This window comes from Priestia filamentosa (genome assembly GCF_900177535.1).
GTDB lineage: Bacteria > Bacillota > Bacilli > Bacillales > Bacillaceae_H > Bacillus_I > Bacillus_I filamentosa.
Map to the genome: position 1 here is coordinate 47,413 of NZ_FXAJ01000008.1, position 26,132 is coordinate 73,544.

21 protein-coding genes and 2 riboswitches are annotated in these 26,132 nt (G+C 35.8%); of the genes, 13 read left to right on the top strand and 8 right to left on the bottom strand.

The window, feature by feature from the left end; genetic code table 11:
* Window positions 1-27 precede the first annotated feature (27 nt).
* On the top strand, window positions 28-699 hold the full coding sequence (yeiL, locus tag B9N79_RS21625; RefSeq protein ID WP_019394695.1) for a transcriptional regulator YeiL: 672 nt from the start codon (window positions 28-30) through the stop codon (window positions 697-699).
* Window positions 700-1,294: 595 nt separating this feature from the next.
* Here the strand turns inward: yeiL and ahpF are convergent.
* Window positions 1,295-2,824 carry an alkyl hydroperoxide reductase subunit F gene (gene ahpF / locus B9N79_RS21630; protein ID WP_019394696.1) on the bottom strand — a complete coding sequence of 510 codons (1,530 nt, stop codon included), beginning with the start codon at window positions 2,822-2,824 and terminating at the stop codon, window positions 1,295-1,297.
* A 15-nt stretch (window positions 2,825-2,839) separates the two neighbouring features.
* Window positions 2,840-3,403 carry an alkyl hydroperoxide reductase subunit C gene (gene ahpC, locus B9N79_RS21635; protein ID WP_019394697.1) on the bottom strand — a complete coding sequence of 188 codons (564 nt, stop codon included), beginning with the start codon at window positions 3,401-3,403 and terminating at the stop codon, window positions 2,840-2,842.
* A 504-nt stretch (window positions 3,404-3,907) separates the two neighbouring features.
* A riboswitch (glycine riboswitch) is annotated at window positions 3,908-3,988 on the top strand.
* A 160-nt stretch (window positions 3,989-4,148) separates the two neighbouring features.
* Here ahpC and B9N79_RS21640 point away from each other — a divergent pair.
* The gene (locus tag B9N79_RS21640) at window positions 4,149-5,504 is read left to right on the top strand and encodes an amino acid permease (RefSeq protein ID WP_085118930.1); all 1,356 of its coding nucleotides are present in this window, start codon (window positions 4,149-4,151) and stop codon (window positions 5,502-5,504) included.
* 176 nt (window positions 5,505-5,680) lie between these two features.
* Here B9N79_RS21640 and B9N79_RS21645 read toward each other — a convergent pair whose 3' ends face one another.
* Together B9N79_RS21645 and B9N79_RS21650 are read right to left on the bottom strand one after the other, a co-directional pair.
* Window positions 5,681-6,523, bottom strand: a complete 843-nt coding sequence (locus tag B9N79_RS21645) for an alpha/beta fold hydrolase (RefSeq protein ID WP_046218061.1) — start codon at window positions 6,521-6,523, stop codon at window positions 5,681-5,683.
* Window positions 6,524-6,716: 193 nt separating this feature from the next.
* Window positions 6,717-7,436, bottom strand: coding sequence for a 3-ketoacyl-ACP reductase (locus B9N79_RS21650; RefSeq protein ID WP_040060441.1), 720 nt, complete (start codon window positions 7,434-7,436; stop codon window positions 6,717-6,719).
* Window positions 7,437-7,642: 206 nt separating this feature from the next.
* Between B9N79_RS21650 and B9N79_RS21655 the strand changes: the two genes are divergently transcribed.
* The 4 genes from B9N79_RS21655 to B9N79_RS21670 all read left to right on the top strand — a co-directional run bounded on the left by B9N79_RS21655 (window position 7,643) and on the right by B9N79_RS21670 (window position 13,067).
* Complete coding sequence (locus B9N79_RS21655) at window positions 7,643-8,752, top strand: CdaR family transcriptional regulator (protein ID WP_046218060.1); 1,110 nt, start codon at window positions 7,643-7,645, stop codon at window positions 8,750-8,752.
* A gap of 127 nt (window positions 8,753-8,879) precedes the next feature.
* Entirely contained in the window at window positions 8,880-10,148 is a 1,269-nt protein-coding gene (locus B9N79_RS21660; RefSeq protein ID WP_040060437.1) for a GntP family permease, read from the top strand.
* A 44-nt stretch (window positions 10,149-10,192) separates the two neighbouring features.
* Window positions 10,193-11,350: a glycerate kinase gene (locus B9N79_RS21665; RefSeq protein WP_046218058.1), complete on the top strand. Its 1,158-nt coding sequence runs from the start codon at window positions 10,193-10,195 to the stop codon at window positions 11,348-11,350.
* Window positions 11,351-11,810: 460 nt separating this feature from the next.
* Window positions 11,811-13,067, top strand: coding sequence for a DUF445 domain-containing protein (locus B9N79_RS21670; RefSeq protein WP_085118933.1), 1,257 nt, complete (start codon window positions 11,811-11,813; stop codon window positions 13,065-13,067).
* A gap of 44 nt (window positions 13,068-13,111) precedes the next feature.
* Here the strand turns inward: B9N79_RS21670 and B9N79_RS21675 are convergent, their stop codons facing one another.
* Window positions 13,112-14,206, bottom strand: coding sequence for a TDT family transporter (locus B9N79_RS21675; protein ID WP_040060431.1), 1,095 nt, complete (start codon window positions 14,204-14,206; stop codon window positions 13,112-13,114).
* Window positions 14,207-14,335: 129 nt separating this feature from the next.
* Window positions 14,336-15,013, bottom strand: a complete 678-nt coding sequence (locus tag B9N79_RS21680; protein ID WP_094041307.1) for an NAD(P)H-dependent oxidoreductase — start codon at window positions 15,011-15,013, stop codon at window positions 14,336-14,338.
* A gap of 120 nt (window positions 15,014-15,133) precedes the next feature.
* Between B9N79_RS21680 and B9N79_RS21685 the strand changes: the two genes are divergently transcribed.
* The 4 genes from B9N79_RS21685 (at window position 15,134) to B9N79_RS21700 (ending at window position 18,944) form a co-directional block, all read left to right on the top strand.
* Complete coding sequence (locus tag B9N79_RS21685) at window positions 15,134-15,511, top strand: winged helix-turn-helix transcriptional regulator (protein ID WP_040060427.1); 378 nt, start codon at window positions 15,134-15,136, stop codon at window positions 15,509-15,511.
* Window positions 15,512-15,951: 440 nt separating this feature from the next.
* Window positions 15,952-16,983 (top strand): FecCD family ABC transporter permease, encoded by a 1,032-nt coding sequence (locus tag B9N79_RS21690; RefSeq protein ID WP_046218054.1) that lies wholly within the window; start codon window positions 15,952-15,954, stop codon window positions 16,981-16,983.
* Window positions 16,984-17,010: 27 nt separating this feature from the next.
* Window positions 17,011-18,003 carry a FecCD family ABC transporter permease gene (locus tag B9N79_RS21695; protein ID WP_376752409.1) on the top strand — a complete coding sequence of 331 codons (993 nt, stop codon included), beginning with the start codon at window positions 17,011-17,013 and terminating at the stop codon, window positions 18,001-18,003.
* 23 nt (window positions 18,004-18,026) lie between these two features.
* Complete coding sequence (locus B9N79_RS21700) at window positions 18,027-18,944, top strand: ABC transporter substrate-binding protein (protein ID WP_040060423.1); 918 nt, start codon at window positions 18,027-18,029, stop codon at window positions 18,942-18,944.
* A 206-nt stretch (window positions 18,945-19,150) separates the two neighbouring features.
* Here the strand turns inward: B9N79_RS21700 and B9N79_RS21705 are convergent, their stop codons facing one another.
* Entirely contained in the window at window positions 19,151-20,161 is a 1,011-nt protein-coding gene (locus B9N79_RS21705; RefSeq protein WP_040060421.1) for a YdcF family protein, read from the bottom strand.
* Between the two features lie 257 nt (window positions 20,162-20,418).
* A complete protein-coding gene (locus tag B9N79_RS21710) occupies window positions 20,419-21,342 on the bottom strand; it encodes an iron-hydroxamate ABC transporter substrate-binding protein (protein ID WP_046218052.1) in 924 nt (307 codons plus the stop codon).
* Between the two features lie 412 nt (window positions 21,343-21,754).
* Between B9N79_RS21710 and B9N79_RS21715 the strand changes: the two genes are divergently transcribed.
* From B9N79_RS21715 to mmuM, 3 genes are all read left to right on the top strand, one after another.
* Entirely contained in the window at window positions 21,755-23,353 is a 1,599-nt protein-coding gene (locus tag B9N79_RS21715) for a GGDEF domain-containing response regulator (protein WP_040060418.1), read from the top strand.
* Window positions 23,354-23,498: 145 nt separating this feature from the next.
* Window positions 23,499-23,604: riboswitch (SAM riboswitch) on the top strand.
* Between the two features lie 87 nt (window positions 23,605-23,691).
* Window positions 23,692-25,110: an S-methylmethionine permease gene (gene mmuP / locus B9N79_RS21720; protein WP_085118938.1), complete on the top strand. Its 1,419-nt coding sequence runs from the start codon at window positions 23,692-23,694 to the stop codon at window positions 25,108-25,110.
* Window positions 25,082-26,029, top strand: coding sequence for a homocysteine S-methyltransferase (mmuM, locus tag B9N79_RS21725; protein WP_085118941.1), 948 nt, complete (start codon window positions 25,082-25,084; stop codon window positions 26,027-26,029). The genes mmuP and mmuM overlap by 29 nt, the downstream gene beginning before the upstream one ends.
* Window positions 26,030-26,132: the final 103 nt, after the last annotated feature.

Genomic DNA, 26,132 nt, shown 5'->3' on the forward strand with positions numbered 1-26,132 from the left:
GAGATATCTCATATTTTGAGGTGGATTATGGAAATCTATAAGGGTGAGAAAAAGCAACTATATTTAAAGAAGAACTATATTGCAGATTTATTTTCTTTTCCAGTTGAAGAATTTATAGAAATACAAGAATATCAACGAGATGAATGGATTATTAAAGAAGGCATGAGACCAGACTTTTTATTTTATGTTATTGAAGGAAAAGCAAAAATATATGTAACACATCAAAATGGAAAAGTTTCGTTAATCAATTTTATTAACACAAACGATTACATTGGAGAAATGGAATTATTACATGAAGTTTACTATACAAAAGGAATTCAAGCTTCTACGAAGACTGTTTGTTTTGCTCTGCCTATTCAGCGCTATCGCACATGTTTGTTGGAAAATACGAAATTTCTATGTGAATTAGCCAAATTTTTAAGTGTAAAGGCAACCCATATGGCTGCAAAGTATTCCCAAAGCCTCGCTTTTCCTCTCGAAAACCGGCTTGCAGATTTTATTTTACAAACTGCTGATGAAGGAGTTTATAAGGAGAAACACGTAACAATTTGCGATTATTTAGGTGTATCATATCGGCACTTACTGCATGTGCTTACACAATTTTGCGATAAGGGATATTTACAAAAAGAAGGACGGTATTATCAAATTAAACAGTACCATTCCCTATATGAACTTGCTGAGAGGTTGAAGAATAAGTAAAAAGAAGTGAAGAGAAAAGTCCTTTTTATTCTAAAACTAGGAGATATTTCTGGTTGAATATATTTGTATAAAGAGAGAAAGGGAGGGAATTGAACGAGAAGGATGTCTTGTATTAATTAAGATATAGGTGCTCCTTGATACAATGCTAATATTATTAACTATTAGTAGTTGTGGAAGCGACAAGAATGAATCAGTCTATAAGGATAAGGTTACAAGCGGTAACATAGTGAAAAGAAATTGCTAAAGGAAATAGAGATGTTTTGAGCTTTAATATTTTAAATTCCCAAATACTGTGGAATCTTAAAAATATTGTGGGTTGTAAAATAATAGAGGGCTGTGAAACTATGTCTTTTGTATTGGATTTTTCTATCATAAGCTATTTTTGATATAAAAAATAAAGAATAATAAAAAAAGAAAATCACTATTCTATCTAACTAGACAGGATAGTGATTTTCTAAAAAAAATGTTAAAATTGTTTATGGTAAGGTGATCTATCTCAGTCTAACAGGTTTTTTAATGGCATTTATAAATGTTCGAGGAATTTATAAATATCAAAAGAACCGTTAGACTAGGATTTCACTAGTTAAGTTCTAAATTAATTTCGAATGAGATAATCAAATGCACCCAAGGCTGCCGTCGAACCTGATCCCATGGAAATAATAATTTGGTTATAGGCGCTATCTGTACAATCTCCTGCTGCAAACACTCCAGGCATTGTAGTAGCTCCACGCTTATCAACAACGATTTCACCGATGCGATTACGCTCAATTGTCCCCTCTAACCATTCAGTATTTGGCACAAGTCCGATTTGAACAAACACACCTTGTAATTCAACATGATGTTCTTCATTTGTCTCACGATCAGTGTACGTAATACCAGTTACATTGTCAGTACCCGTAATTTCTTGAGTAGCAGCGTTCGTTACAACTGTTACATTTGGCAGGCTGTTAAGACGCTCTTGAAGCACTTGGTCTGCTTTTAACTCTGATGCAAATTCAAGAACTGTAACATGTTTCACAATTCCTGCAAGATCAATTGCCGCTTCAATACCAGAGTTACCGCCACCGATAACCGCTACGTCTTTTCCTGCAAACAATGGACCATCACAATGAGGGCAGTACGCAACTCCTTTGTTTTTAAGTTCTTGTTCGCCAGGAACGTTAACATTTCGCCAACGAGCACCTGTTGAAATAATGACAGATTTACTCTTAAGAATAGCACCGTTTTCAAGTTCAATTTCAAAAAGATCTTTCTTTTCTAAACGTTTAGCACGCTGTAGGTCTATTACGTCAATATTATATTCTTTTACATGTTCTTCAAGAGCCTGTGCAAGCTTAGGTCCTTCAGTAGCTTTTACACTAATAAAGTTCTCGATACTTAGTGTGTCAAGAATCTGTCCACCAAAGCGTTCAGCAACGATTCCTGTACGGATACCTTTACGTGCTGCATAGATGGCTGCACTTGCTCCAGCTGGTCCGCCACCAACAACGAGGACATCGTATGGATCTTTGTCTGCCAAATCCTCTGCACTTAAGCCCTCACCTAATTTAGCAATAATTTCTTGAAGTGAAATACGGCCTCCATTCCAGAATTCTCCATTAAGGAAGACAGCTGGTACAGCCATAACATTTTTACTTTCGACTTCTTCTTTAAATGCAGCTCCATCAATCATTGTGTGCGTAATGTTAGGGTTAAGCACACTCATAATGTTTAGTGCTTGCACAACGTCAGGGCAGTTGTGGCAAGTTAGGCTAACATAAGATTCAAAGTGATATTCACCATCAATCTTTTTAATTTGATCAATTACACTTTGATCAATTTTTGGAGCTCGTCCACTAACTTGTAATAGAGCCAATACTAAAGAAGTGAATTCGTGTCCTAAAGGTACACCAGCAAAAGTGATGCCAGTCTCTTCGCCAACACGGTTGATACTAAAGCTTGGTGTTCTATTTAATTCTACTTTTTCGACAGTGATTTTAGATGACATGGAAGCTAGCTCATCAACAAGAGCTAGCATTTCCTTTGATACGTCATCTGAACCTACACTGACCTTAAGCAGAATATTCTCTTCTAATAGTTGAAGATACTGATTTAATTGTGATTTAATTTCTGCATCAAGTGCCATTTATAATCGCTCTCCTTAAATTTTACCTACAAGGTCAAGGCTTGGCTTAAGTGTTTCTCCGCCTTCTTGCCATTTAGCAGGACAAACTTCACCTGGGTTGTTGCGAACATATTGTGCAGCTTTAATTTTATTGATAAGCGTGCTTGCATCACGACCAATGCCATCTGCATTGATTTCAACAGCTTGGATAACACCATCAGGATCAAGAATGAAAGTACCACGGTCAGCTTGACCTAGCTCTTCGATAAATACATCAAATTGGCGAGAAAGGATATGTGCAGGATCACCAATCATAGTGTAAGTAATTTTGCCAATTGCTTCTGATGAATCGTGCCATGCTTTATGTGTAAAATGAGAATCTCTTGAAACAGAGAATACTTCAACTCCTAATTCTTGAAGTGCAGGATATTGTTCTTGAAGGTCTTCAAGCTCAGTTGGGCAAACGAAAGTGAAATCTGCTGGGTAAAAACAAACAACACTCCACTGACCTTTTAGATTTTCTTCTGTAACTTCGATAAACTCACCGTTTTTATAAGCTTGTGCTGTAAATGGTTGTACTTCTTTTCCAATTAGAGACATAATTAAAATTCCTCCTAGATTTACTATTTAATTATTATAGAGAGTTTGTTCAGTGACTTTGTAAACCTCATATAATAATTATTAATTTATACTAATTATTATATAGAATTGAATACTATTGTCAATTAAAATGCATTTATTATTTTAAATAAATATTTTATAGGGTTTAGAAATTTATATATTCTTATTTTACTAATCATTTTTTATAACGTAAAATAAATAGAGAAGATATAGGGGAAAACTGGAGTTATATGCTTTATAAACGTAGGAATTTATAAAGCAATGATTAAATATGTATGGTGAGAGTCATATCATAAGTAACATTGGTTTTAATTGAATGATTTCTATCTCCTTATTTCAGGGAGATTAAATAAATGAGAATTATCTTTGTTATTGACAAAACATTTAACTAACATTAGAATAAAAAACTATTCGACAGTAATGATACCTATCCAAAAATTTAATAAATAGAAAGCTATGATTGTTATGGGTCACACTATAGCAGGAGCAGCTTCTGGAGAGACTGCAGAAAGTTTGCGGCGCCGAAGGGTTCACAATCTCAGGCAAAAGGACAGAAGAGTACCGGATATTTATTTGTTATGCTGATAGTAATCAGCTTAACGAATATTATTTGTTATTCTTATGATCAAGAGATTGGAGGACATCCAATCTCTTTTTTTATTGGGTTAATTTATTGTTCACAATTTCACATGGTAATTCTATTCATTTTAAGGAGGAGTTAAGTTTGGCACAGCAAGGCTTGAAGAGAGATTTATCAAATCGTCATGTTCAACTTATCGCAATTGGAGGCACTATTGGTACTGGGCTATTTTTAGGATCTGGTAAAGCCATACAATTGGCAGGACCCTCTATTATCTTTGCCTATTTAATCGTAGGTATGGCCCTCTTTTTTGTTATGAGGGCGCTAGGGGAACTGTTGTTATCTAAAGCAGGTTATCAATCTTTAACAGATATTGCGGAAGAATATCTTGGACCTGCGGCATCGTTTGTGACCGGATGGACATATTGGTTTTGTTGGATTATGACAGCAATGGCTGATGTTATTGCTGTTGGTGTATATGTGCAATATTGGTTTGATATCCCGCAATGGATACCTGCACTCATCTGCGTAATCATTTTGTTAGGACTCAATCTATTAACTGTGAAACTTTTTGGAGAATTGGAGTTTTGGTTTGCTTTAATCAAAGTAATTACTATTCTTGTATTAATTAGCGTTGGGATTATTTTGCTAGTGATGGGATTCAAGACAGATACAGGACCAGTTACGATTAAAAATCTTTGGGAACATGGAGGAGTTTTTCCGAATGGAATTTCAGGTTTCCTACTTTCATTTCAAATGGTTATATTCGCATATGTTGGTGTGGAATTAGTAGGTGTATCGGCAGCAGAAACATCTAATCCACAGAAAAATATCCCATCAGCAATTAATAAAATTCCTCTAAGAATTTTATTCTTCTATGTTGGTGCACTTATTGTCTTATTATGTATTAATCCATGGATGGAACTAAATGCAGCAGAAAGTCCTTTTGTTAAGACGTTTAGTTTGATTGGTATTCCGATTGCCGCAGGAATCATTAATTTTGTTGTATTAACTTCAGCCGCTTCGGCTTGTAATAGTGGAATGTTTTCAACGAGCCGGACGTTATATAGTTTAAGTACTAAGGGCCAAGGTCCATCGAATCTTACAAAATTGAATAAAAACCATGTACCAGGTAACGCGTTATTAATATCTACGCTTGTCATCTCGGTGGGAGCTCTTTTAAGCAAACTTATACCGGAACAAGCTTTTGGAATTGTGACAACCATTAGTGCCATTTGTTTTATTTGGGTTTGGAGTGTTATTCTTATTTGTCATTTAAGATATAAGAAAACACGTCCACAATTACATTCAAAGTCAACATTCAAAGCGCCATTAACCCCATTTATAAATTATGTTGTCCTAACGTTGTTTGCTATAATTCTTATTATTATGCTGTTCTCTAAAGAAACACGTCCAGCCTTATTGTTGACACCGGTATGGTTTATTCTATTATTTATTTTATATGGGACTAGAGGGAAAAAGAAAACAAATGGACAGTAACATAAAACGTAGGTGAAATGATTTTTTTAGATGAGAATTTAGGTTGTTTTAGTTTAATATCTAAATCTTTTACACCTTTAAACGAAAAAGAAGATTAAAACATTTGAGTATAGAAATTGAAACAAAAGTGAGAAGACCATAAATTATGGCCTTCTCGCTTCTGTTTTTCATATACCTTAGTTTTCTTTATTTAAAAAGTTTACAAGCGCCTTATTAAACTCCTCGGCATGTGTTGCATTCAACCCATGTGGTCCACCTTTAATAAGAGCTAGTTCACTGTTTTCAATTGATTCATGAGAAAGTTTTCCGCTTACTTCAAATGGAACGATGGAATCTGCGTCACCGTGAATAATCAACGTTGGAATGTTCATTTTCTTTAAATCATTTCGGAAGTCTGTTTTTCCAAAAGCGGAGATGCAATCTAATGTGCCTTTTGGTGAAGCAAAGGCGGCAATATCTTTGTTGTATAGACGGAATGATTCACTTACAAGGTCTTTTTGATCTTCTGTAGAGAAGAAATTCTTTGTAAAGTCTTCAAGGAATGCAAGGCGATCTTGTTTCACTCCATTTTCAAATTCCTTAATCGTGGCATCATCAAGCCCACCTTCAGGATGCTCATCAGTTTTATAAAGGTAAGGAGGAACAGCTCCTGCTAAAACAGCCTTTTCAATTCTCTCTGTTCCGTATATTCCAATATAGCGAGCTACTTCACCACCACCCATTGAGAATCCAACAAGCGTAACATCATGAAGATCAAGGTGCTCAAGAAGTTTATTAAGATCAGAGGCTAGCGTATCATATTCATATCCTTTATATGGTTGAGAGGACTTTCCGAAACCTCTACGGTCATATGTAATAACACGATAACCAGCTTCAGTTAAAGCAGGAACTTGAAATTCCCACGAACGTCCACTTAAAGGCCAACCGTGAATAAGAACTACAGGTTTTCCACTCCCATAATCTTCATAATACAGTTCAATTGGACTTCCATTCTCTTCTCCTACCGTAACTTTTGCCATTTTCAATTCCTCCTCGTAAATATATGAGATTTATGGTTTTGTACATGAACTATAGTTGATAAAATGAGCTTTCTTCTTTATATACTTCTCGCTCGCGGAAAATTTTAAACGTTGTTAGATTCTTGAAAAATCTATTCCATAATAAAAAAGGCAGCAGGAACATGATGTTCCTGCTGCTTTTTTGTTTCACATATTAAGATGGATTTGTAGACCATAAACCAGCTGTTTTCATAACAACTCTTGGATGAAGTTTCAATCCTGCAACTAGAATATCAGCTAAATCTTCTGGCTTGATCATTGTCTCAGGGTCATTATTAATAAGACCAATCTCCTTCGCCATATCTGTTGCCACAGTACTTGGTGTAAGAGCTGTAACACGAATATTATGCTTTCTTACCTCAAGCATAAGAGATTCTGTTAAACCTAGAACTCCAAATTTAGAAGCACTATAAGCACTTGTAGCAGGTGCACCTTTTTGACCAGCTGTTGAAGCAATATTTACAATGTCTCCTGATTTTCGTTCGATCATTTCAGGGAGCACTGCGCGCGTTACATTGTAAACACCCATTAAATTGACGCGAATAATGTTTTCCCATTCTTGTGGGTCAAGGTCAAGGAATCCACCGAATTTTGAGATTCCTGCGTTGTTTACAAGGATATCAATTGTGCCTAGGTCTGATTTAATGTGCTCAACGGCATGTTCTACAGCTTCAAGCTCAACAACGTCTGCTGTTGCTGCTGAAACTTTAATATCATACTCTGCAAGTTCAGCACTCACTTTTTCAAGATTTTCAATTGAGCGTCCGATTAAACCTATGTTTACGCCTTCTTTAGCTAAAGCAATAGCAGTAGAGCGTCCAATGCCTCTACCTCCGCCTGTGATAATGGCTGTTTTTCCTTTTAATGAAATCATGGTATCATTCCTTCTTATTCATTTGAGACATCGATTATAAAAGACTGGTGTGCTTTTTACAACTTTTGCGCCTTGCTCCTGTGCCGTTTTATAGGATGTGCTAAAGAAATAGGGATTAAACATCTCTCTAAACTTGTATGTTCTTTTTATTTATTGTTTCTCCTCTATATGGTAGATTGAAGAAAAAAATAAAGGGAGGGAAATTGATGCTGTTTCTAACCCATGAATTAGCACAAGAGATTGTAGAGAGAACAATGAAAATTTTAAATCGAAATATTAATGTGATGAACAGTGAGGGAATTATTATTGGTTCTGGTGATCAAACTCGGATTAATCAGCTTCATGCTGGAGCTTTACTTGTTCTAAAGAATGAAGAAAGCATTGAGTTAGATCAAGTGAAAGCATCAGAAATGAAAGGATCAAGACCAGGCATTAACCTCCCAATCTATTTTAATAATCAGCCTGTTGGAGTGATTGGAATTACAGGGGAACCCCATGAAATTCAAAACTATGCCCAACTGGTTAAAATGGCAGCTGAACTTGTATTGGAGCAGTCTGTTTTATTAGACCGAGTGCAGTGGAAGGAAAGGTTGCAAAGTGAAATTGTGAACCAACTTATTTCAGGAATACAAATGAATGAAAACGGGATAAGAGAGCGATTAGAATTTCTCGGTGTAAACCTTAGTAAATCAAGAGTAGCAGTGGTGCTTAAACAATCAACTAGAATAGACTTTTCTAATCATAAAATCATTCGTGCACTTCGCTATGAATTATCTCAAGAAGACCTAATTGGAGTTACGATTAATGATGGCATTATTATACTGAAGAATGTCATCAACGAGATAGATTTTAGGAGCTGGCTCTCTCTATTTAAGAAGTGGATCAATAAATACGACAACACGCTTGTAATAGGGATAGGATTTGTTGTGGATGATTTGTTGAATGTGAAATCTTCATTTCAGTATGCAAAAAGGGCAATTGAAATTGGTCAAAAGCTTCAGCCGGAAAAGTGCTTTTATCACTATGAAGAGTACCAGCTTGAAATTTCATTGTCACAGCTTACAAGTAGTAAGGAGATGTTCTATTTTTATCATAGACTGATTGAACATGATAAAAATGGAGAGCTGATTAAAACACTAGAGATATACATAGAAGAGAGTGGGGAATTAAACAAGGTGGCTGAGCGCCTATTTATTCACCGCAATACATTAAGATACCGCCTTGAGCGGATTTTAACCATAACAGGAAAAGATCCAAAAAACATGAAAGATGTTATGGAACTGTATATAGCAAAACTTTTAAATGATCTTACATAACTGTGCAAACGCACAATAATAAAGACGATATTTTGTTCATATTTCATCACTCTTCACAATGATACTCATTAAGTAAACGCTTACAATATAAGTAACATCCGTGAGAAAGAAGGGGAAGGGAGCTTTAATGGATATGACAGTAAGCGTATGGGGAGCGATTAGTGCCTTAATTATTGCGATTGTTTTAATCTTAAGGAGGGTACCTCCAGCATATGGGATGGTAGCTGGTGCATTAATCGGTGGACTAATTGGTGGAGTAGATATTACAGATACAGTTACATTGATGATGGAAGGAGCACAAGATATTATCTCAGCAGTGCTGAGGATTATGGCAGCAGGGGTTTTAGCAGGAGTATTAATTGAATCAGGTGCCGCATCTTCGATTGCTGAAACTATTGTTAAAAGGCTAGGTGAAAAACGGGCACTGCTTGCTTTAGCATTAGCAACAACCATTTTGACAACTGTTGGGGTTTTTGTTGATGTAGCAGTTATTACTGTTTCTCCTATTGCTCTAGCTATTGCAAAAAGAGCGAATTTATCGAAAACGGCAATCTTACTCGCAATGATTGGAGGGGGGAAGGCAGGAAACATTATGTCACCAAACCCAAATGCGATTGCAGCTGCAGATGCCTTCAAGGTGCCTCTTACATCTGTTATGGTAGCAGGCGTTATTCCAGCTGTTTTTGGCCTATTTATAACTTATATTTTAGCTAAAAAGTTGGCAAATAAAGGATCGTTTGTTGAAAGTAAAGAAATTGAAATGAAGGACAATGCAAAAGCTCCGGTATTTATCACAGCTTTAGTTGCTCCAATTGTTACGATTATTTTGTTAGCACTTCGCCCGCTTTTCGGGGTTAATATTGATCCAATGGTTGCTTTACCAATTGGGGGGATTGTGGGCGCAATTGCGATGAGAAAATCTAAACATATTAATGCATATGCTATCTCTGGCTTAAATAAAATGTCAGGCGTGGCTATCATGCTATTAGGAACAGGAACATTAGCAGGTATTATTGCAAATTCAGAGTTGAAAGATGTTGTAACACAAGCTTTAAGTGCTTCTGGACTGCCTCCTTATCTACTAGCACCAGCCTCTGGGATTTTCATGTCGGCAGCAACTGCTTCTACAACAGCAGGAACAGCTGTCGCAAGTACTGTTTTTAGTAGCACAATCATTGGATTAGGTGTATCGGCACTAGCAGGAGCAGCTATGGTGCACGCAGGAGCAACTGTTCTTGATCACTTGCCACATGGGAGTTTCTTTCACTCTACAGCGGGAAGTGTCAATATGAATATGAAAGAAAGGCTAAAGCTAATGCCTTACGAATCTCTAATTGGTCTCACGCTTGCCATTGTTTCTACACTTATCTTTGGTGTATTTAAATTATTTGGATAGTTAGGGACTATAAAAAAATAGATGTGAAAAGGGAGATGAATAAAATGAAAATTATCATTGCTCCTGACTCTTTTAAAGAAAGCCTATCTGCATTAGAGGCTGCTGATGCAATCGAAAAAGGGTTTAAGGAAATATTTCCACAAGCTTCTTATGTAAAGCTTCCGATGGCCGACGGTGGGGAAGGAACGGTAAGATCGTTAGTTGATGCAACAGGGGGAACAATTGAGAAAAGAACAGTGACAGGTCCCTTAGGAGAGGAAGTTGAGGCTTTCTTTGGTTTAACAGGAGATCGAGAAACGGCCATTATTGAAATGGCGGCTGCATCTGGTCTACATCTTGTTCCACATGAGAGACGAAATCCACTTATTACTTCAACAAGAGGAACAGGAGAATTAATAGAAGCTGCCCTTAATTTGGGTGTCAGCCACATTATTATTGGCATTGGCGGAAGTGCAACAAATGATGGGGGAGCAGGTATGCTACAAGCTTTAGGTGTTAAGCTATTAGATCAAGAAGGAAAAGAAATTGGCCCTGGCGGTGGGGCACTTGCAAAGCTTTCAACAATAGATTTACAACACTTTGATGTACGAATTAAAGATGTTCAAATAGAAGTAGCGTGTGATGTAGATAATCCTTTAACAGGAAAGAGAGGAGCGTCGGCTGTTTTTGGTCCTCAAAAAGGTGCTACTTCTGAAACGATTGATATTCTTGATAGTAACCTTGCACATTTTGCCGATATTGCCGAAGAAATGTTAGGAATACAATTTCGAGAAGTTAAGGGAAGTGGGGCAGCTGGGGGAATTGGGGGGAGTTTGTTTGCTTTCCTGAATGCACAATTAAAAAGAGGGATTGATATTGTTTTAGATGCCGTAGACTTTGAAGATCATGCAAAGAATGCAGACCTTATTATTACAGGAGAAGGAAGAATTGATAGTCAAACGATCTACGGTAAAACACCAATTGGGGTAGCAAAAGCCGCCAAAAAATATGGAGTACCTGTTATCGGATTTGCGGGTTCGCTCTCTGAAGATAGTGAAGTTGTACATGAACATGGAATCGATGCATTATTTACAATTGTTCCATGTGTAACATCCCTTTCTGATGCTATTGAAAATGCAGAAGAATACATGAAGAGAGCAGCAAGAAATGTTGCTGCCTCAATCAATATCATGAATTCTTTATCAATAAAAACTGTTGATTAAAGCCAAACAATGAATTTGTTTGGCTTCTTTTAATCATGATATATTATAATTTTACATATAAAATATCACTTCTTTTAAAGGATGTGAGACGGGTGAATTTTTTAGCAACTAAAGATCCACTTGGACATTACTCGAAAGTAGATCTATACTTTTATAAAGTATTAGACATGCTGAGTTTTCGAAAATCTATCTATACAAAAGTAAAAATAAAGTCTGTTGAAACGTATTTAGAAGCTAGATACAATAGCTATTAGTAGAGGACCTTGTAAGTTTAAAGGTCTTCCTTTTTTATTCTTAATTATGGTAAGAAGTGGCTAATGATAAAGTTCTTTGATAAAATAAACGAGCAAGCGTCACTTTTCTAAAATTTAAAGTGTAGCCCTTTCATAGTATATGGGCTTCTATATTGAGAATAATCATGAAAGAAAGCGATAAAAAACTATATTTGAGGGAAGTTATAATGGCAAAAAAACAACAAAAATCTAGATACTTTGCAGGTATTTCACTAGGAATTATGGGTATAGGGTTTCTGGCAACTCTTCCTTTTCAAGATTCTATTATTGGCAAACTTCTACAAGGAGGATTTGAAGCAGGGCTTGTTGGGGGACTTGCGGATTGGTTTGCTGTAACAGCTCTTTTCCGCCATCCGCTAGGTATTCCTATTCCACATACGGCACTTCTTCCTAAAAACCGTGATAAGATGGTACGTGGAGCCATTGCAATGGTTGAGAATAATTGGCTGACAAAAGAGAGTATTAAAGGAAAGATTGGACAGATCACATTTACAGACAAGCTTTTTCCACTCCTAGAGCGAGAACTGGCATCAGAAGGTGTTTATAAAGCAACTCAATCGGGACTTAAACATGCTGTTGATAAAGTGAATTTAGACCAAATTTCTATTTTTATTGAAAAAGAATTAAAAAAATACATCTCATCTGTAGATGTTACTGTTTTTGTAAAATCTCTAACAGATCAAGTTGTAAAAAGAAATCTAGATGAAAAAGCAATAGACTATATTTTAGCTGAAGTAGAAAAATGGATTTCCAAAGAAGATACAAGACATAAAATTGGCGTTATGGCCAAACAATTTCTTGATAATACAGAATCAGATGGATTTTTAAAAATGGCAATGAGCTCTTTTAGTAGTTTTATTAATGAGGATAAGCTCGGAAAAATCCTTCAGCCCTTTCTTCTTGAAAAGATCGTTCTCCTTCAAGATAAGGATAATCCTTACCGGGGGCTTATTTTAAATCGTATTCGCCAGGAAATTAAAGGTGTTTCAGATCGTGAAGAGCTTATGACTGAAATCAATCAATGGAAAGATAAAACAGTTCAAAACATTGAAGCTTCGGACAAAATCAAAGCTGTCTTAGAGCGGTATAAGGATAAACTTCATAAAATGCTAGCGGATCGAGTATTTATTGCAAAACATGTGCTCTCAGCTGTAAGAGAACTTATTGAGAAAACGAAGAATGATGAAGAAAAAGTAAACACAATTGAAAAATGGATTCACGGACAGGCTGCCTCTTTTATTGAAAATAATCATTCTAAAATTGGTAGTCTTGTGAAAGAAAACCTTGAGAAATTAGATAATGACACGCTCATCCATATGGTAGAAACAAATGTTGGTAAAGATCTACAGTGGATTCGCGTCAATGGAGCTCTCTGTGGGTTCTTGATTGGTCTTGTTCTATCTATATTTAAGCTTGTTATATAAACAAAACTCCTGTGGCTTTTTGCAGACCGCAGGAGTTTTATTTTTTATAAAGATTGTTCATTACGCTGTATCTGGCTTGTTTTAGGGTGTGCAATAGAGCTAAAAAAGAGCATCAAAAGTTCAGCAAGACATAAGGACAGAATAACCCAAATGCCCGTTAATAATGTTGTATGCTGAACAATTGCTTGAAGTTTTGAGGAAGGGTCAACATAAGAAGTGAACGTATAAAACATAGCAAACGTAAACAATCGGCTCCATTGTGATACATCATACGTTAGAATACCTTCTCGAATTCCATATAATTTAATGCGCTCATACATGCGATAAATTTCAATTCCCTCAACAAGAAAAAACATAAGACAAGCAAGTGCCCAAATGAATAAAATCATTTCTGGATTGATGGCTTGAGACGTTATACAGGCGAGCCCTGTAATCGATAAAGCTCCATGAAGAATACAATTAGTATTATTCCAATGTGTAGCAACTCTCCCAGTAGAAGATCGGCTGACATAGCGTTTAGCTATAAAAAAGAGACTAATACAGTAAAGAAGAATCCCGATTATGACTAAGCAAACATTGAATATTTGCGGTAGATCAATCCAGACGGTATTTAATAATAGTACAATTGATTGGGTACTCACTGTTGTAAGGAGCAAAATTCCGTGAGCTTTTTTCAGGAGTTGAGCTCTTTGGGCGGTTAGGAGTGTTTTTATGCAAACAAAAATATACATCGTCCACAAACCACTATTGAAAAGGGAAAGTATCTTTGCAACGAAAAGCAAATCAGTAAAATGTTTCGCAAGCAAAATACCGGAAATTGAAGTGCCAGCAATCCATGTTCCCATTCCAAATCGATTTAAAGGGTCATTATAGTGTTTTTCAATAAATTTATGATGAAAAAGTGAAGTTAAAATAGAAATGAAAAAAGAAATCCAAAGAGAGAAGATAATGATACTAATAACTTTTCCATAGCCTAATGTAAAAAATTTAGAACCAAAATAGTTGGATAAGGCTCCTTCTGTAATAATTCCCAATGCCATCACAATGGCCATTGTTGATGTTTTAATATAAATTTCTTTCATTATCATAAAAGAAGTCATAAGAGCAGAAAGAATGATTAGTAAAATAAAATATAGCATAGATCCTCACCATCATTTGAAATATGTGTAAGCTTTAATGTTTTTATTGTAACATGGTATGCATGAAAATGAAGGAGGGAGAGGAATGCTTACAAAAAAGCTCGTTGCTATAAGCAACGAGCTTTTAGATTAAATCCACTCTACGATACTTTCTAACATTTGTCTCGATTTAGGGCGAGGATCATTTAGACGATATCCAAAAGCAACTGTGCAAGCGAGACTAAAACCTTTCTCTGGCATCACACCTTCTTCGATAAGTACTTTTTCTGCCTTCTCTTTATCGAAACCTTCAATAGGACAAGAGTCGATTCCAATCATTGCAGCAGACGTCATCATATTTCCCATAGCAATATAAGTTTGACGAGCTGCCCATTCAAACATTTGCTCATCGTATTTAGTTAATTCAAAATCATTTTCAATAAAATTGCGATATGCCTTTCCTCTACCTTCCACAGCTTCATTAGGAAGGTCGTGCACATCTTTCATCATTCCTTGAATGTAATCTGAATCAGGAGCTAAACTGTCTTTTGTGCGAGCAAGAAACACAACAAAGTGACTTGCTGTTGGTAGCTGCTTTTGAGCTCCCCATGAAACAGCTCTTAATTTCTCGCGTATTTCTTCATTTTGAACCACAACAAATTTCCATGGTTCAAATCCAAATGAAGAAGGGGAAAGTCGCCCTGTTTCTAGAATAAAATTAAAGTCATCTTCTGAAATTTTCTTTGTTTTATCAAACTCTTTACTAGCATGTCTATATTGATAAGCATTTAAGATTTCTTCTTTATTAAAGGTTGGTTTTATAGCCATCATTATCCTCTCCCTTTTTCGTTTTATAGATAGAGTATAGTACACATAAACAATAAATATAAGTATGCACATTTTTGTGGTATAGTATCAAAAAAGGTACTGTGGAAAGAAGGTGTCTGTATGAATGAAAAGGAATCAAACTTAGCCTTTCTTGGGAGATATTCATGTCCTGTTGAAGCAACAGTTGATGTTATTGGCGGGAAATGGAAGAGTGTTATTGTTTATCACTTACTTAATGGAACAAAACGATTTAATGAATTAAAAAGACTCAACAAAGGAATTACACAGCGAATGCTTACACTTCAACTTCGGGAACTAGAAGCTTCAGGAATTGTTCATAGAGAGATTTATCGTCAAATTCCCCCTAAAGTGGAATATTCCTTAACTGAGTTTGGAAGATCTCTAGAACCACTCATTTTATTTATGAGAAATTGGGGATTAGAAAATATGGAAAAAGTATTAGAAAACAGAGAGAAGCATGAAACAAACCAATCTTAAAGGAGTTAGAACGTATTTTAAAAAGAGGTATTCATTTGGAAAACAAGATTATTTACACGTGGAACGTTTTCATAATTTCTCCTTTCAATTTTCCTTTCTCCTCTTTTCACAAAGGGATATCAAGAAAAGGTGCCCTTATCTGTTTTCATCTTTTTTCTGCTTACTTTCATTAATACATTGGTTAAGGGGATATATCATAAAAAGAATAGAAAATAAACCTCAGATGTATAGTAGGATGTGGAGCTTGCCGATTAATATCAGTGTTCTTGTTCTGTTTTATTTACTCTAAGCCTAATCAATATTGATTAGGCTTTTTGTTCGCTATTAAGAAAGGATTGTCATTCGTATTTTCACTCGCTATAATAGGGATATTGTGAAAATGATTATCAATTGAGAAAAGAGATTCTTATAAAGAAGGTTTCTACTAGAGGAGTGAGCATATGGGAAATAGTCTTTCAAATGAATTTATTAGAAAGAGAACAAGTACTGTTATCTTTCTCTCTTTTTTACTAGCTCTTATCATTCTCTGCATTTGTGTATTTATAGGAATTACTTTTGGAGCGAAGAATCTAGATTTTCAAACTGTATGGCAAGCAACTTTTCATTATAATAATCAAATTACTGCTCAGCAAATTATTCATGAGCTACGCCTTCCAAGGGTTATTGGAGCTGCTGTTATTGGAGCTGCTTTTGCTGTAGCTGGAGCACTTATTCAAGGCGTTACACGCAACCCTTTAGGAGATACGGGAGTATTGGGGATTAATGGAGGATCTATGCTTATTGTTGCTCTATGTTTTGCTTTTTTGCCAAATCTCTCTTACCCAACTCTCATGGTGTTTTCTTTTATCGGAGCTATCTTGAGTACACTTTTAATTTTTGCTATTAGTGTAGCTTCTCGGGGTGGGTTTACCCCAATGAAGCTTACAGTAGCAGGTGCGGTTATAGCAGCTCTGCTACATTCTTTAACAACTGGAGTTGCTATCTATTATGATTTGAGTCAAGATCTAGCATTTTGGTATGCAGGTGGAGTATCAGGAGTAAAATGGTCTCATTTATTCATATTAGTTCCTATTATCCTCGTTGTTATTGGAATTAGTACTTGCTTAGGTAAATCTCTTTCTCTTATTGCAATGGGAGATGATATGGCTGCTAACCTTGGGGTTAAAACATTAAGAGTTAAGGCTATAGGAATCGTTCTCGCGGTTATCTTAGCAGGAGTTTCAGTATCAGTTGCTGGTTCAATTGGGTTTATTGGCCTCGTAATTCCCCACATTGCAAGGAAAATTGTCGGAACAAATTATTATGCTATTATTCCAATGTCAGCTTTATTAGGAGCTATCTTATTAGTTATCGCTGATTTGGGGGCCCGCACCGTTGACCCTCCACGAGAACTTGCTATTGGTATCATGGTCGCCTTTGTTGGTGTTCCATTTTTCCTTTATATTGCCCGTAAAATAGGGAGGGAATTATAGGTGAGAACTTTATGGAACAACAAGGGAATAAGAAGAACGTATGTTGTAACAATTCTTTTCATCATTCTAAGTTTAGTTTCAATTCTTATTAGTCTAGACACAGGTACAATCCCACTATCTCCTTTAAAAGTGATTAATACATTTTTAGGGAAAGGTGATTTTTACAGTGAGACGGTGCTTTTTGATTATCGCTTACCTCGTATAATAATTACCGTTTTAGCTGGGATTGGATTAGGAATCTCAGGAGCTATTCTACAAGGGTTATCTCGTAACCCTTTAGCAGATCCCGGAATTATTGGACTTAATACAGGTTCAGCTTTTGGATTGATGATTTTCGTTACATATTTTCACTCATTAAATGAACATGCCTCTCTTTATATCCCTCTTTTCACTTTTATAGGAGGGATATTAGCAGCCGTTGTCATTATTTTATTAACATACAATAAGCAGCAAGGTATCATCCCAATTAGATTGATCCTAGTTGGAATAGCTGTTTCAGCAGGGTTTAGCGCTGCTACTCTTTTCTTATCCTTACGTCTAGATGAAGAAACATATATGTTTGCTTCTAGGTGGTTAGTTGGAAATGTATGGGCTAGAGATTGGATTCATGTAATTACTCTTTTGCCCTGGATTCTTGTATTAGGTCCGCTCTCATGGTTTCAGTCAAAAACTTTAGATGCTCTTTCTTTAGGAGATCAAGTTGCTTCAAGTCTAGGAGCATCCGTTCAAAAAAAGCGTTTATTGCTATTATCTCTAGCTGTTGGTTTATCAAGTGCTAGCGTAGCTATGGCAGGTGGAATTGGTTTCATTGGTCTAGTAGCACCTCATCTTGCTAGGAGACTTGTAGGCCCATTATATCGACATTTTTTACCTCTTTCAGCTCTTATTGGTCTGCTGATTTTAGTTGTAGCTGATACGATTGGGAGAAATATATTTGAGCCTAATTCTATTCCAGCAGGAGTTGTTGTTGCTGCTGTTGGCGCCCCGTATTTTCTTTACTTATTAATAAAAACTAAATAAATAGATAAAAAAAGGAGTACAAGATGAAAAAATATTTAATCACAATACTAAGCATTGTCATGGTGGTAAGTATTCTCGCTGGATGTGGTCAAAGCAATTCAAGTGAAAATCGTAAAACATCAGAAGATACAAAGAGTGGTAAGGAAGAGAAAATTGCTTCACTTTCTATTCATTTAACAAATGACCTTCTTGCTCTAGGCCTAACACCAGCTGGATCAGTTGTTGGTGGAGCATTAAAAGATTTTCTGCCTCATGTTAAAGAAGACTTGAAAAATACAGAAAAGCTAGGTTCTGTCAAAGATCCAAATATGGAAGCTTTACTCTCTCTAAAACCAGATGCTATTTATCTTGATAAAGAATACTCAGGAAGTGATTTAAATCAGTTTGAAAAAATTGCGGAAACTCATGTGTTTGATTTGGATAAAGGAACGTGGAGAGATCACTTAAAAGAAATTGCCAAGATCGTGGATCGTGAAAAAGAAGCAAACCAGTTCATTAAGGATTATGAAGAAGAAGAGAAAGAAGTTAAGAGTTTAATCCAGAAAGAGCTTGGTGAACATGACAGCACAATGGCTATAAGGGTGACAGCAAAAGAACTTCGCGTTTTCACAACAAAACGTCCAATGGGCCCTATCTTATTTGAAGATCTAGGATTAACTCCTGCTTCAAAAGTGAAAGAGCTTGACCAAACGCAACCATATGAAGTCATCTCTCAAGAAGTACTACCAGACTTTGACGCTGATGCTATTTTTGTTGTTGTAAACGAAGATGATCAATCACAAACAGCGTTCAAAGAACTTGAAAAGTCACCAATTTGGAAAGGGTTAAAAGCTGTGAAAAATGAACATGTTTATGTTGTACCAGAACAGCCTTGGCTTGACTATTCTGCACTAGGTAATAAGCTTGCTTTAGATGATGCAAAGAAACTTTTTAATAAGTAATAATGTAGCTTCAACCTATAGTTTTAAGAAGCCACGTTGATGAATAGAAGATTAGCAATAAAAAAAGCTAGATGAACATCCTTTCATCTAGCTTTTTTCTATATTTAGTCGACATTACGTCTATTTTCTTGATTAGTTGATGTTCGTATTTTAAATGGGAATCAATCATCTATCAATCGCCTTTGAAACCATTTTCCTTTTCTTGCTTATAGGTAGAGTAAGAAAGCTGCTCCTAATAGTGCTAGGGGAATAAACAAAAGGAGATGTACACTCTTATACATAAATAAAATCGCAATAAACTCTCGGATAAAAGCGTTTGGAACAAAGTAAGAAGCGGTTTTAGAACCAATTCCATCTATAGAAAGTCCAGCTCTCTTAGCATAGAGCCCAGCTCGAAATAGATGAAAGCGATTTGTAACAAAGATGGCTTTATAATCCCGCTTTTCTCTCTCCATTATCTCTTTTGAAAATCTCATATTTTGATCTGTATCAACTGCTTTGTCTTCAACTAGAATGTCGTCAGAAGGTATTCCTGCATTTCGTAGATAACGAGCCATTGCCTCACCTTCCGGAATCGATTCATTTGGTCCCTGTCCACCTGTTACAATAAATTTAGCTCGTTTTCCTTTTCTCTTCATCTGTTTATAGTAGAAAGAAATTCCTTTATCAAGTCGACTTGCAAGTAATGGGGGGACTTTTTCTCCGATAATCCCACTTCCTAGTACGATAATAAAGTCTTTATTCCGAAATGGTTGATGTAGGAAATAAAGGTAGGTAGAGACTAAATAGCAGAAAAACCAAAACCCATAAAATATAGCGATAACTAAGATTATAGAAATAATAGAAGGAAAAAGGTATTGTGAGAAAATTGCATAAGAGACAATAAGTAAAATAATAGCCACTCCTAATGTAAGGGAAAGCAGGTTTGTAGGCTTTTTTCCTTCTTTTCTAATAAGTTCACGACCGTTACGGATTAGATAAATAGCAATAAACACAATGATAAAGGGGGTAAGAAAGATAAACAAAATAGCAAATAAAACTAAAATCCATTTAAGTGGTTCAAGGTACTCCACTTTTAGAACAACCACTGTAATACTCACCATAAGAAGCAGTATGCTTATCGTGAGTAAAAATCCATTTAAGATTCGTCTCTTATCCGTTAAGTAACTAACTAAGAATAAAAGAAAGCTGACAGCAGTTAAAGACGCTAATATCAATGGCAGTACCTCCTTTGATGTTATATATATATTATCTTTTGAGCATGTAAAAGCCCACATATAATGCTCTAATTTGAGGGGAAAGACATATATCTTTATTCTTGCTAAACATGTCGGTATAACTCATAATTACGCTGGAAATAAAAAAATTAGGATACAAAAAGGAAGAGTTAATGTTATCCATTCGTCTCTGCTAGTTATTAACTAAAAATCCCCCGTCTCTTTATTTAGAAAGAGACGGGGGAATAATTTTATGTTTATTTTTCTAAGAAAGATTTTTTGAAGAAATCTAGCTGATAATCCAACGTAATTGGATCACTAAAGTATGCTTCTTTTGCATCCATTTCAAATAAATGGCCATTCTTTACTGCTGGAATGTTTTTGTATGTTTCTGTTTGTTGGAATGAATTATCAGCTTCTGAACTCTTACTAAAGATAATATAGTCGCCTGCATATTGTGGAAGAACTTCAGCTGAAATTGAACGATATCCTTCCTTTAATGCATCTTGTTTTACTTTTTCAGGCATTTTTAGCCCCATTCCTTGATAAAGGACTTCTGTACCTCTTGCCCAATTATCGCCAAAAACATAAAGCTCTTTATTTGCTGATTCAATTACAGAAACGGTTGCATCTTCACCAATTTTTGCTTTTACATCTTTACCTGCTTGCTGGGCTCTTTTCTTGAAGTCATCCACCCACTTTTGTGCTTCGTCTTCTTTTCCAACAAGCTTTCCAATCTCAATCTGTTGTTCTAAGTAATCAAGCTTACCCCATGTATATGTAACAGTAGGAGCAATATCCTTTAGTTTATCGATATTTTTTGTAGTAGATAAACCAACAATAAGATCAGGGTTAAGTTCAATAATTTTTTCTAAATCATCTTCAGAAACGACCTCTGCATCTTTTAAATACTTATTATAGCGAGGATTATCTTTAGACCAGCTATCCACTCCAACAATGTTAATATCAAGGCTAGCTAGGTTACCTGCAAAGCTAGAAAGAACAACAACGCGTTTCGGGTTTTTCGGTACTTTTACAGATCCGCTTTCTGACTGGTATGTAACCATTTCTTCTTTATTATCAATTGAAGTTGAATTCTTATCTTTATCAGTGTTTCCGCTGCTGCATGCACTTATTAGTAGCACAAAAACAAGGGAAAGTGGAACTAACCATTTTTTCATATTAATTTCTCCTTTAAAAGAATATAGTGGTTAGTTTATGAACGATTATCGTAATTATCCGCCTATATACACAAAACAATTAAACGATAATGATTATCATTACTAACTATATTTTTAATATAATGTCGATTTATGTAGTTGTCAATCTCTATTTAAATCGCTTATATCATACGCTTTGATTGTTTTTGAAATTAATACTAATACAGGAGAAACAAAGCGTGAATTTATACGATTAGAAGAGGAATTATGAAGCTAGCTACTTTCAATTTTTTTATTTCAGTAAAAGGAAGTTTATTTGGGGAAAATACTATACTAATGGAAAATATTTTATAATAAAAGCAAGAAATCTTTTTATGTGAAGATAGAGAGTTTCTTCTTTCTATACCAACTTCTTTCAACAAGGAGATTAGAAATGGAAAAATATAAGCAGTACTTTTTGAAAAATATACGAAAACAGCTAAAAGAGTGGGAAGTTGTTTCTTTCATTTCTCATGAAGAGATTTACAGATTTCTTCATTCTATGGTAGAAACAGCTGCAATAATAGGTTGGGAGAAAATCGGAACAAAGGCAAGAGAGCTAATGGATGAGCTAGAAGTTATAGATAAAGAAGAGTTGGAAATGGAAAGTGTAGAGCGCTATATATTTAATGTGATCCAGCTTTGCTACGCATATGATCATCAAGAAGTAATCGACTTTCCGAAAAAGACCAATGAACAACAAAAAGAGAGTGCCGTCATCTTATTAATTGATAATGACACATCTTTTTTAATGTATATGAAAGAAAAATTAGAAGAAGAAGCTGATTGGTGTGTCATTGTAGTAGCAAATCCTCAAAAGGCTGCCTCTGCTCTTTATGATATGAAACCGGATTGTGTGATTATGGATATTCATATGAGGGAGAAAAATGGACTTGAATTGCTTGAGTTTCTAAATGGAAAGCTTAAACAACAATTCATTCCAACTTTGATAGTAAGTGTTGATGGAGGAAAAGAAGCACGCATTAATAGTTACCAAAAAGGGGCAGATGACTTTATTCAGAAACCGTTTGATATAACAGAGTTTATTGTGCGTATTCAAAGGCAATTAGACAGAAAAAAGCAATTTCATGATCTGTTACTTCTTGATGAGTTGACACATGTGTATAATCGTAAATATTTAAATCAAGCTTACGAACGGCTGCAAAATGAAAGGAATCGTTCTAGAGAACCATACTGTTTAGCTGTTTTAGATATTGATCATTTCAAGAAAATTAATGATACACATGGCCACCTTGTTGGAGATGAAATCTTAAAAGCCTTTGCTCGCTTTTTAAAAGAGGAAACACGTATGAATGACATTGTGGTTCGTTTTGGGGGAGAAGAATTCATCATTCTTTTTCCGAAAACAAATATTCAGGAAGGGTATGAGGTGATTGATCGGTTACGAGTGAAATTTAAAGAGTTATCATTTGAAGGAAAAAGGACATTTTTTTGCACATTCTCCTCAGGGATTGTAGAGGTAAACAATGTAAATACACTCGAATACTGGTTACAACTAGCAGATAATGCTCTTTATGAGGTAAAGAAAAAAGGCCGGAATCGGGTACAGAAGGCAGAGTCCTTATATAGTTTTTTACCTCAAAAAGTATTGAAAGTAGCAGTAGTCGATAATGATCCAATTATTAGAACGATTATCAAAGGTATTTTAACAAAGCTTCCTCACCAGCAGACAGTTCTTGAAGTTAAAACATTTAAAAATGGAAAAGATTTTATGAATTCTAAATGGCATATAGCAGAGGAGGATTCGTGTCTTGTGATTTTAGATGGGATTATAGATGGATTAGAAGTGCTAAAATGGCTGTATAATCAAGAACAACAAGGCCTTTATAAAGTAATTCTGCTTACTTCAGGAAACAGTAAGGAAGATGTGGCAAGAGCACTTCAACTTGGGGCAGATGATTATATGATAAAACCATTCAACTTATTAGAGTTGGAAACAAGAGTAGGAAAATTAATGAGCAGAATGTTTTAACGCTAGTAATGAAGAAAATAAGGGAAGTTGATTGAAACGAGCAGGTTTGTCTGTTCTTTTTTAGATGCGTAATATGTGATTATTCTGAACTATTAGAATGGTATTGACAATTAATAAAGAGAACGATATAGTTATGAAAATTGAATTCTTATCCAGAGAGGTGGAGGGACTGGCCCTTTGAAGCTTCAGCAACAGGTCAATTATAGACACTGTGCTAATTCCAGCGGGTGATTTAGCCTGATAGATAGGACCGTACGTTTTTATTTGTCAGTAACGCATCCAAAAAATTGGATGCGTTTTTTATTGGGTTTTTAATTGAAATATGAAGGAGAATCAGCATGGGAGCTCAACCAAAACAGGAATTTCAAAGGAAAATGAAAGAAAGACATCTTGTAATGCTTTCACTTGGCGGAGTTATTGGAACAGGTCTTTTCCTAAGCTCTGGTTATACAATTCAACAGGCAGGCCCCTTTGGCACTATTCTTTCTTATCTTGTTGGTGCCGTCGTTGTCTATCTTGTAATGCTATGTTTAGGAGAACTTTCTGTCCACATGCCTGAAACAGGCGCATTCCATGCATATGCAGCTAAATATATCGGTCCAGGAACTGGGTATGCTGTTGCATGGCTTTATTGGTTAACATGGACGGTTGCACTTGGATCGGAGTTTACAGCAGCAGGGCTGCTTATGCAGCGTTGGTTTCCATCTATTAATGTATGGATATGGAGCGCATTATTTGCTGTTTTGATTTTTGTTCTTAATGCTTTAACAGTCAAATTTTTTGCAGAATCAGAGTTTTGGTTTTCATCTATTAAAGTTTTAGCCATTGTATTTTTTATTATCCTAGGAGCAGGAGCAATGTTTGGTATTATTCCGCTTGAGCATTCAGAAGCTGCTCCGTTTTTCTCTAATATAACGAGTGAAGGTCTTTTTCCAAATGGAGCATTAGCTCTTGTAATGACGATGCTTGCAGTTAACTTTGCTTTTTCAGGAACAGAGCTTATTGGAGTTGCAGCTGGGGAAACAGCTGATCCGGAGAAGAACATTCCTAAGGCTATTCGTACAACATTATTCCGACTTATTATTTTCTTTGTTGGAACGATTGTTATTTTGGCAGCATTCTTACCAAGTTCAGAAGCAGGAGTTGTAGAAAGTCCATTTGTTGCTGTTCTTGAAAAAATAGGTGTCCCATACGCAGCAGATATTATGAACTTTGTCATTCTAACAGCTATTCTATCAGCAGCAAACTCAGGGCTCTATGCTTCATCTAGAATGCTCTGGTCACTTGCTGATCAAAAAACAATTTCACCCATCTTTGCAAAATTAACAAAGAGAGGTGTTCCAATTTACGCTGTAATTTTGAGTATGGTTGGAGGGGTGCTTGCTTTATTTTCAAGCATTATTGCTCCTGATACCGTATATATTGTTCTCGTCTCTATCTCAGGACTTGCCGTTGTTATAGTTTGGATGAGCATTAGTCTTTCACAGCTTTTCTTCCGCCGCTGTTATATTCGAGAAGGAAACTCTGTTGAAGATTTAGCATACAAAACACCGCTTTATCCATTTGTCCCTATTGCATCATTTTTACTTTGTTTAGCATCATGTATTGGGATTGCTTTTGATCCAACACAGCGTATAGCCTTGTATTGCGGCCTTCCATTTATTATTTTATGCTATATCGTATATTACACAACTCAACATTTTAAGAAGAAAAAGGAGCCTATTGAATATGCTAGTGGAGAGAAAAGATCCAGTTAAAAACATTCTAGAACAGTATCAAACTTTAATTGTAGATGGAGCACTTGCAACAGAACTAGAAGGATATGGCTGTGACCTTAATGATCCTCTCTGGTCTGCACGTGTTCTTATCGAAAATCCAGAACTTATATATAAAGTTCATAAGGAATACTTTCTTGCTGGAGCAGATTGTGCCATTACAGCAAGCTATCAAGCAACAATTGATGGCTTTAAACAGCGAGGAATTCAAGAAGAAGAGGGAATTAGGCTTATTAAAAAAACGGTAGATCTTGCCAAGAGGGCACGTGATGATTTCTGGAATGAACACAAGAGCAATGGGAGGCCAAAACCTATTGTCGCAGCATCTGTTGGACCATATGGAGCATACCTCGCAGATGGTTCTGAATACGTTGGAAACTATGGGGTTGATGATGAAACCCTTCGAGCTTTTCATGAACCAAGAATTAAAGTGCTGATTGAAGCAGGAGCAGATGTTCTTGCATTTGAAACTATTCCTTCTTTGCAGGAAGCAAAAGTCCTGTCTGGTCTTTTGGAAAAGTTTCCATCTGCTTATGCTTGGCTCTCTTTCTCTCTGAAAAATGAGAAGGAGATTAGTGATGGAAGTGCGCTTAAAGTGTGTGCAGAAGCTTTTAAGGAACATCCTCAGATTGTTGCAGTTGGTGTGAACTGTGCCGCTACAAATGTTGTTACAGAGGCTATTCACACTCTTCATCACTACAGTGGCAAGCCTATTATTGTTTATCCCAACTCAGGAGAGATGTATGATGCTGAAACGAAAACGTGGCATGGCTCTTCAACAGGAAAAGGATTTCATGAAGAATCGAAAGATTGGTATGAAGCAGGAGCCCGTTTGATTGGAGGGTGCTGTCGTACTTCTCCCCAGCATATTAAAGAGCTTGCTCATACATTTAGAGCCTAAACAAAGCGTTTCTAAGCTAGCTTAGAAACGCTTTTTCTATAAGTTGATCCGCTTTTGTCTATAGAGTTTCATAAGTGGATGAGTTCCTTTTGTAATTACATCT

Bases quoted from the DNA above. Each gene is read 5' to 3' on its own strand.
- yeiL (WP_019394695.1), top strand. From the start codon at position 28: ATGGAAATCTATAAGGGTGAGAAAAAGCAACTATATTTAAAGAAGAAC.
- ahpF (WP_019394696.1), bottom strand. From the start codon at position 2,824: ATGGCACTTGATGCAGAAATTAAATCACAATTAAATCAGTATCTTCAA.
- ahpC (WP_019394697.1), bottom strand. From the start codon at position 3,403: ATGTCTCTAATTGGAAAAGAAGTACAACCATTTACAGCACAAGCTTAT.
- B9N79_RS21645 (WP_046218061.1), bottom strand. From the start codon at position 6,523: ATGGCAAAAGTTACGGTAGGAGAAGAGAATGGAAGTCCAATTGAACTG.
- B9N79_RS21650 (WP_040060441.1), bottom strand. From the start codon at position 7,436: ATGATTTCATTAAAAGGAAAAACAGCCATTATCACAGGCGGAGGTAGA.
- B9N79_RS21655 (WP_046218060.1), top strand. From the start codon at position 7,643: ATGCTGTTTCTAACCCATGAATTAGCACAAGAGATTGTAGAGAGAACA.
- B9N79_RS21660 (WP_040060437.1), top strand. From the start codon at position 8,880: ATGGATATGACAGTAAGCGTATGGGGAGCGATTAGTGCCTTAATTATT.
- B9N79_RS21665 (WP_046218058.1), top strand. From the start codon at position 10,193: ATGAAAATTATCATTGCTCCTGACTCTTTTAAAGAAAGCCTATCTGCA.
- B9N79_RS21670 (WP_085118933.1), top strand. From the start codon at position 11,811: ATGGCAAAAAAACAACAAAAATCTAGATACTTTGCAGGTATTTCACTA.
- B9N79_RS21675 (WP_040060431.1), bottom strand. From the start codon at position 14,206: ATGCTATATTTTATTTTACTAATCATTCTTTCTGCTCTTATGACTTCT.
- B9N79_RS21680 (WP_094041307.1), bottom strand. From the start codon at position 15,013: ATGGCTATAAAACCAACCTTTAATAAAGAAGAAATCTTAAATGCTTAT.
- B9N79_RS21685 (WP_040060427.1), top strand. From the start codon at position 15,134: ATGAATGAAAAGGAATCAAACTTAGCCTTTCTTGGGAGATATTCATGT.
- B9N79_RS21690 (WP_046218054.1), top strand. From the start codon at position 15,952: ATGGGAAATAGTCTTTCAAATGAATTTATTAGAAAGAGAACAAGTACT.
- B9N79_RS21700 (WP_040060423.1), top strand. From the start codon at position 18,027: ATGAAAAAATATTTAATCACAATACTAAGCATTGTCATGGTGGTAAGT.
- B9N79_RS21710 (WP_046218052.1), bottom strand. From the start codon at position 21,342: ATGAAAAAATGGTTAGTTCCACTTTCCCTTGTTTTTGTGCTACTAATA.
- B9N79_RS21715 (WP_040060418.1), top strand. From the start codon at position 21,755: ATGGAAAAATATAAGCAGTACTTTTTGAAAAATATACGAAAACAGCTA.
- mmuP (WP_085118938.1), top strand. From the start codon at position 23,692: ATGGGAGCTCAACCAAAACAGGAATTTCAAAGGAAAATGAAAGAAAGA.
- mmuM (WP_085118941.1), top strand. From the start codon at position 25,082: ATGCTAGTGGAGAGAAAAGATCCAGTTAAAAACATTCTAGAACAGTAT.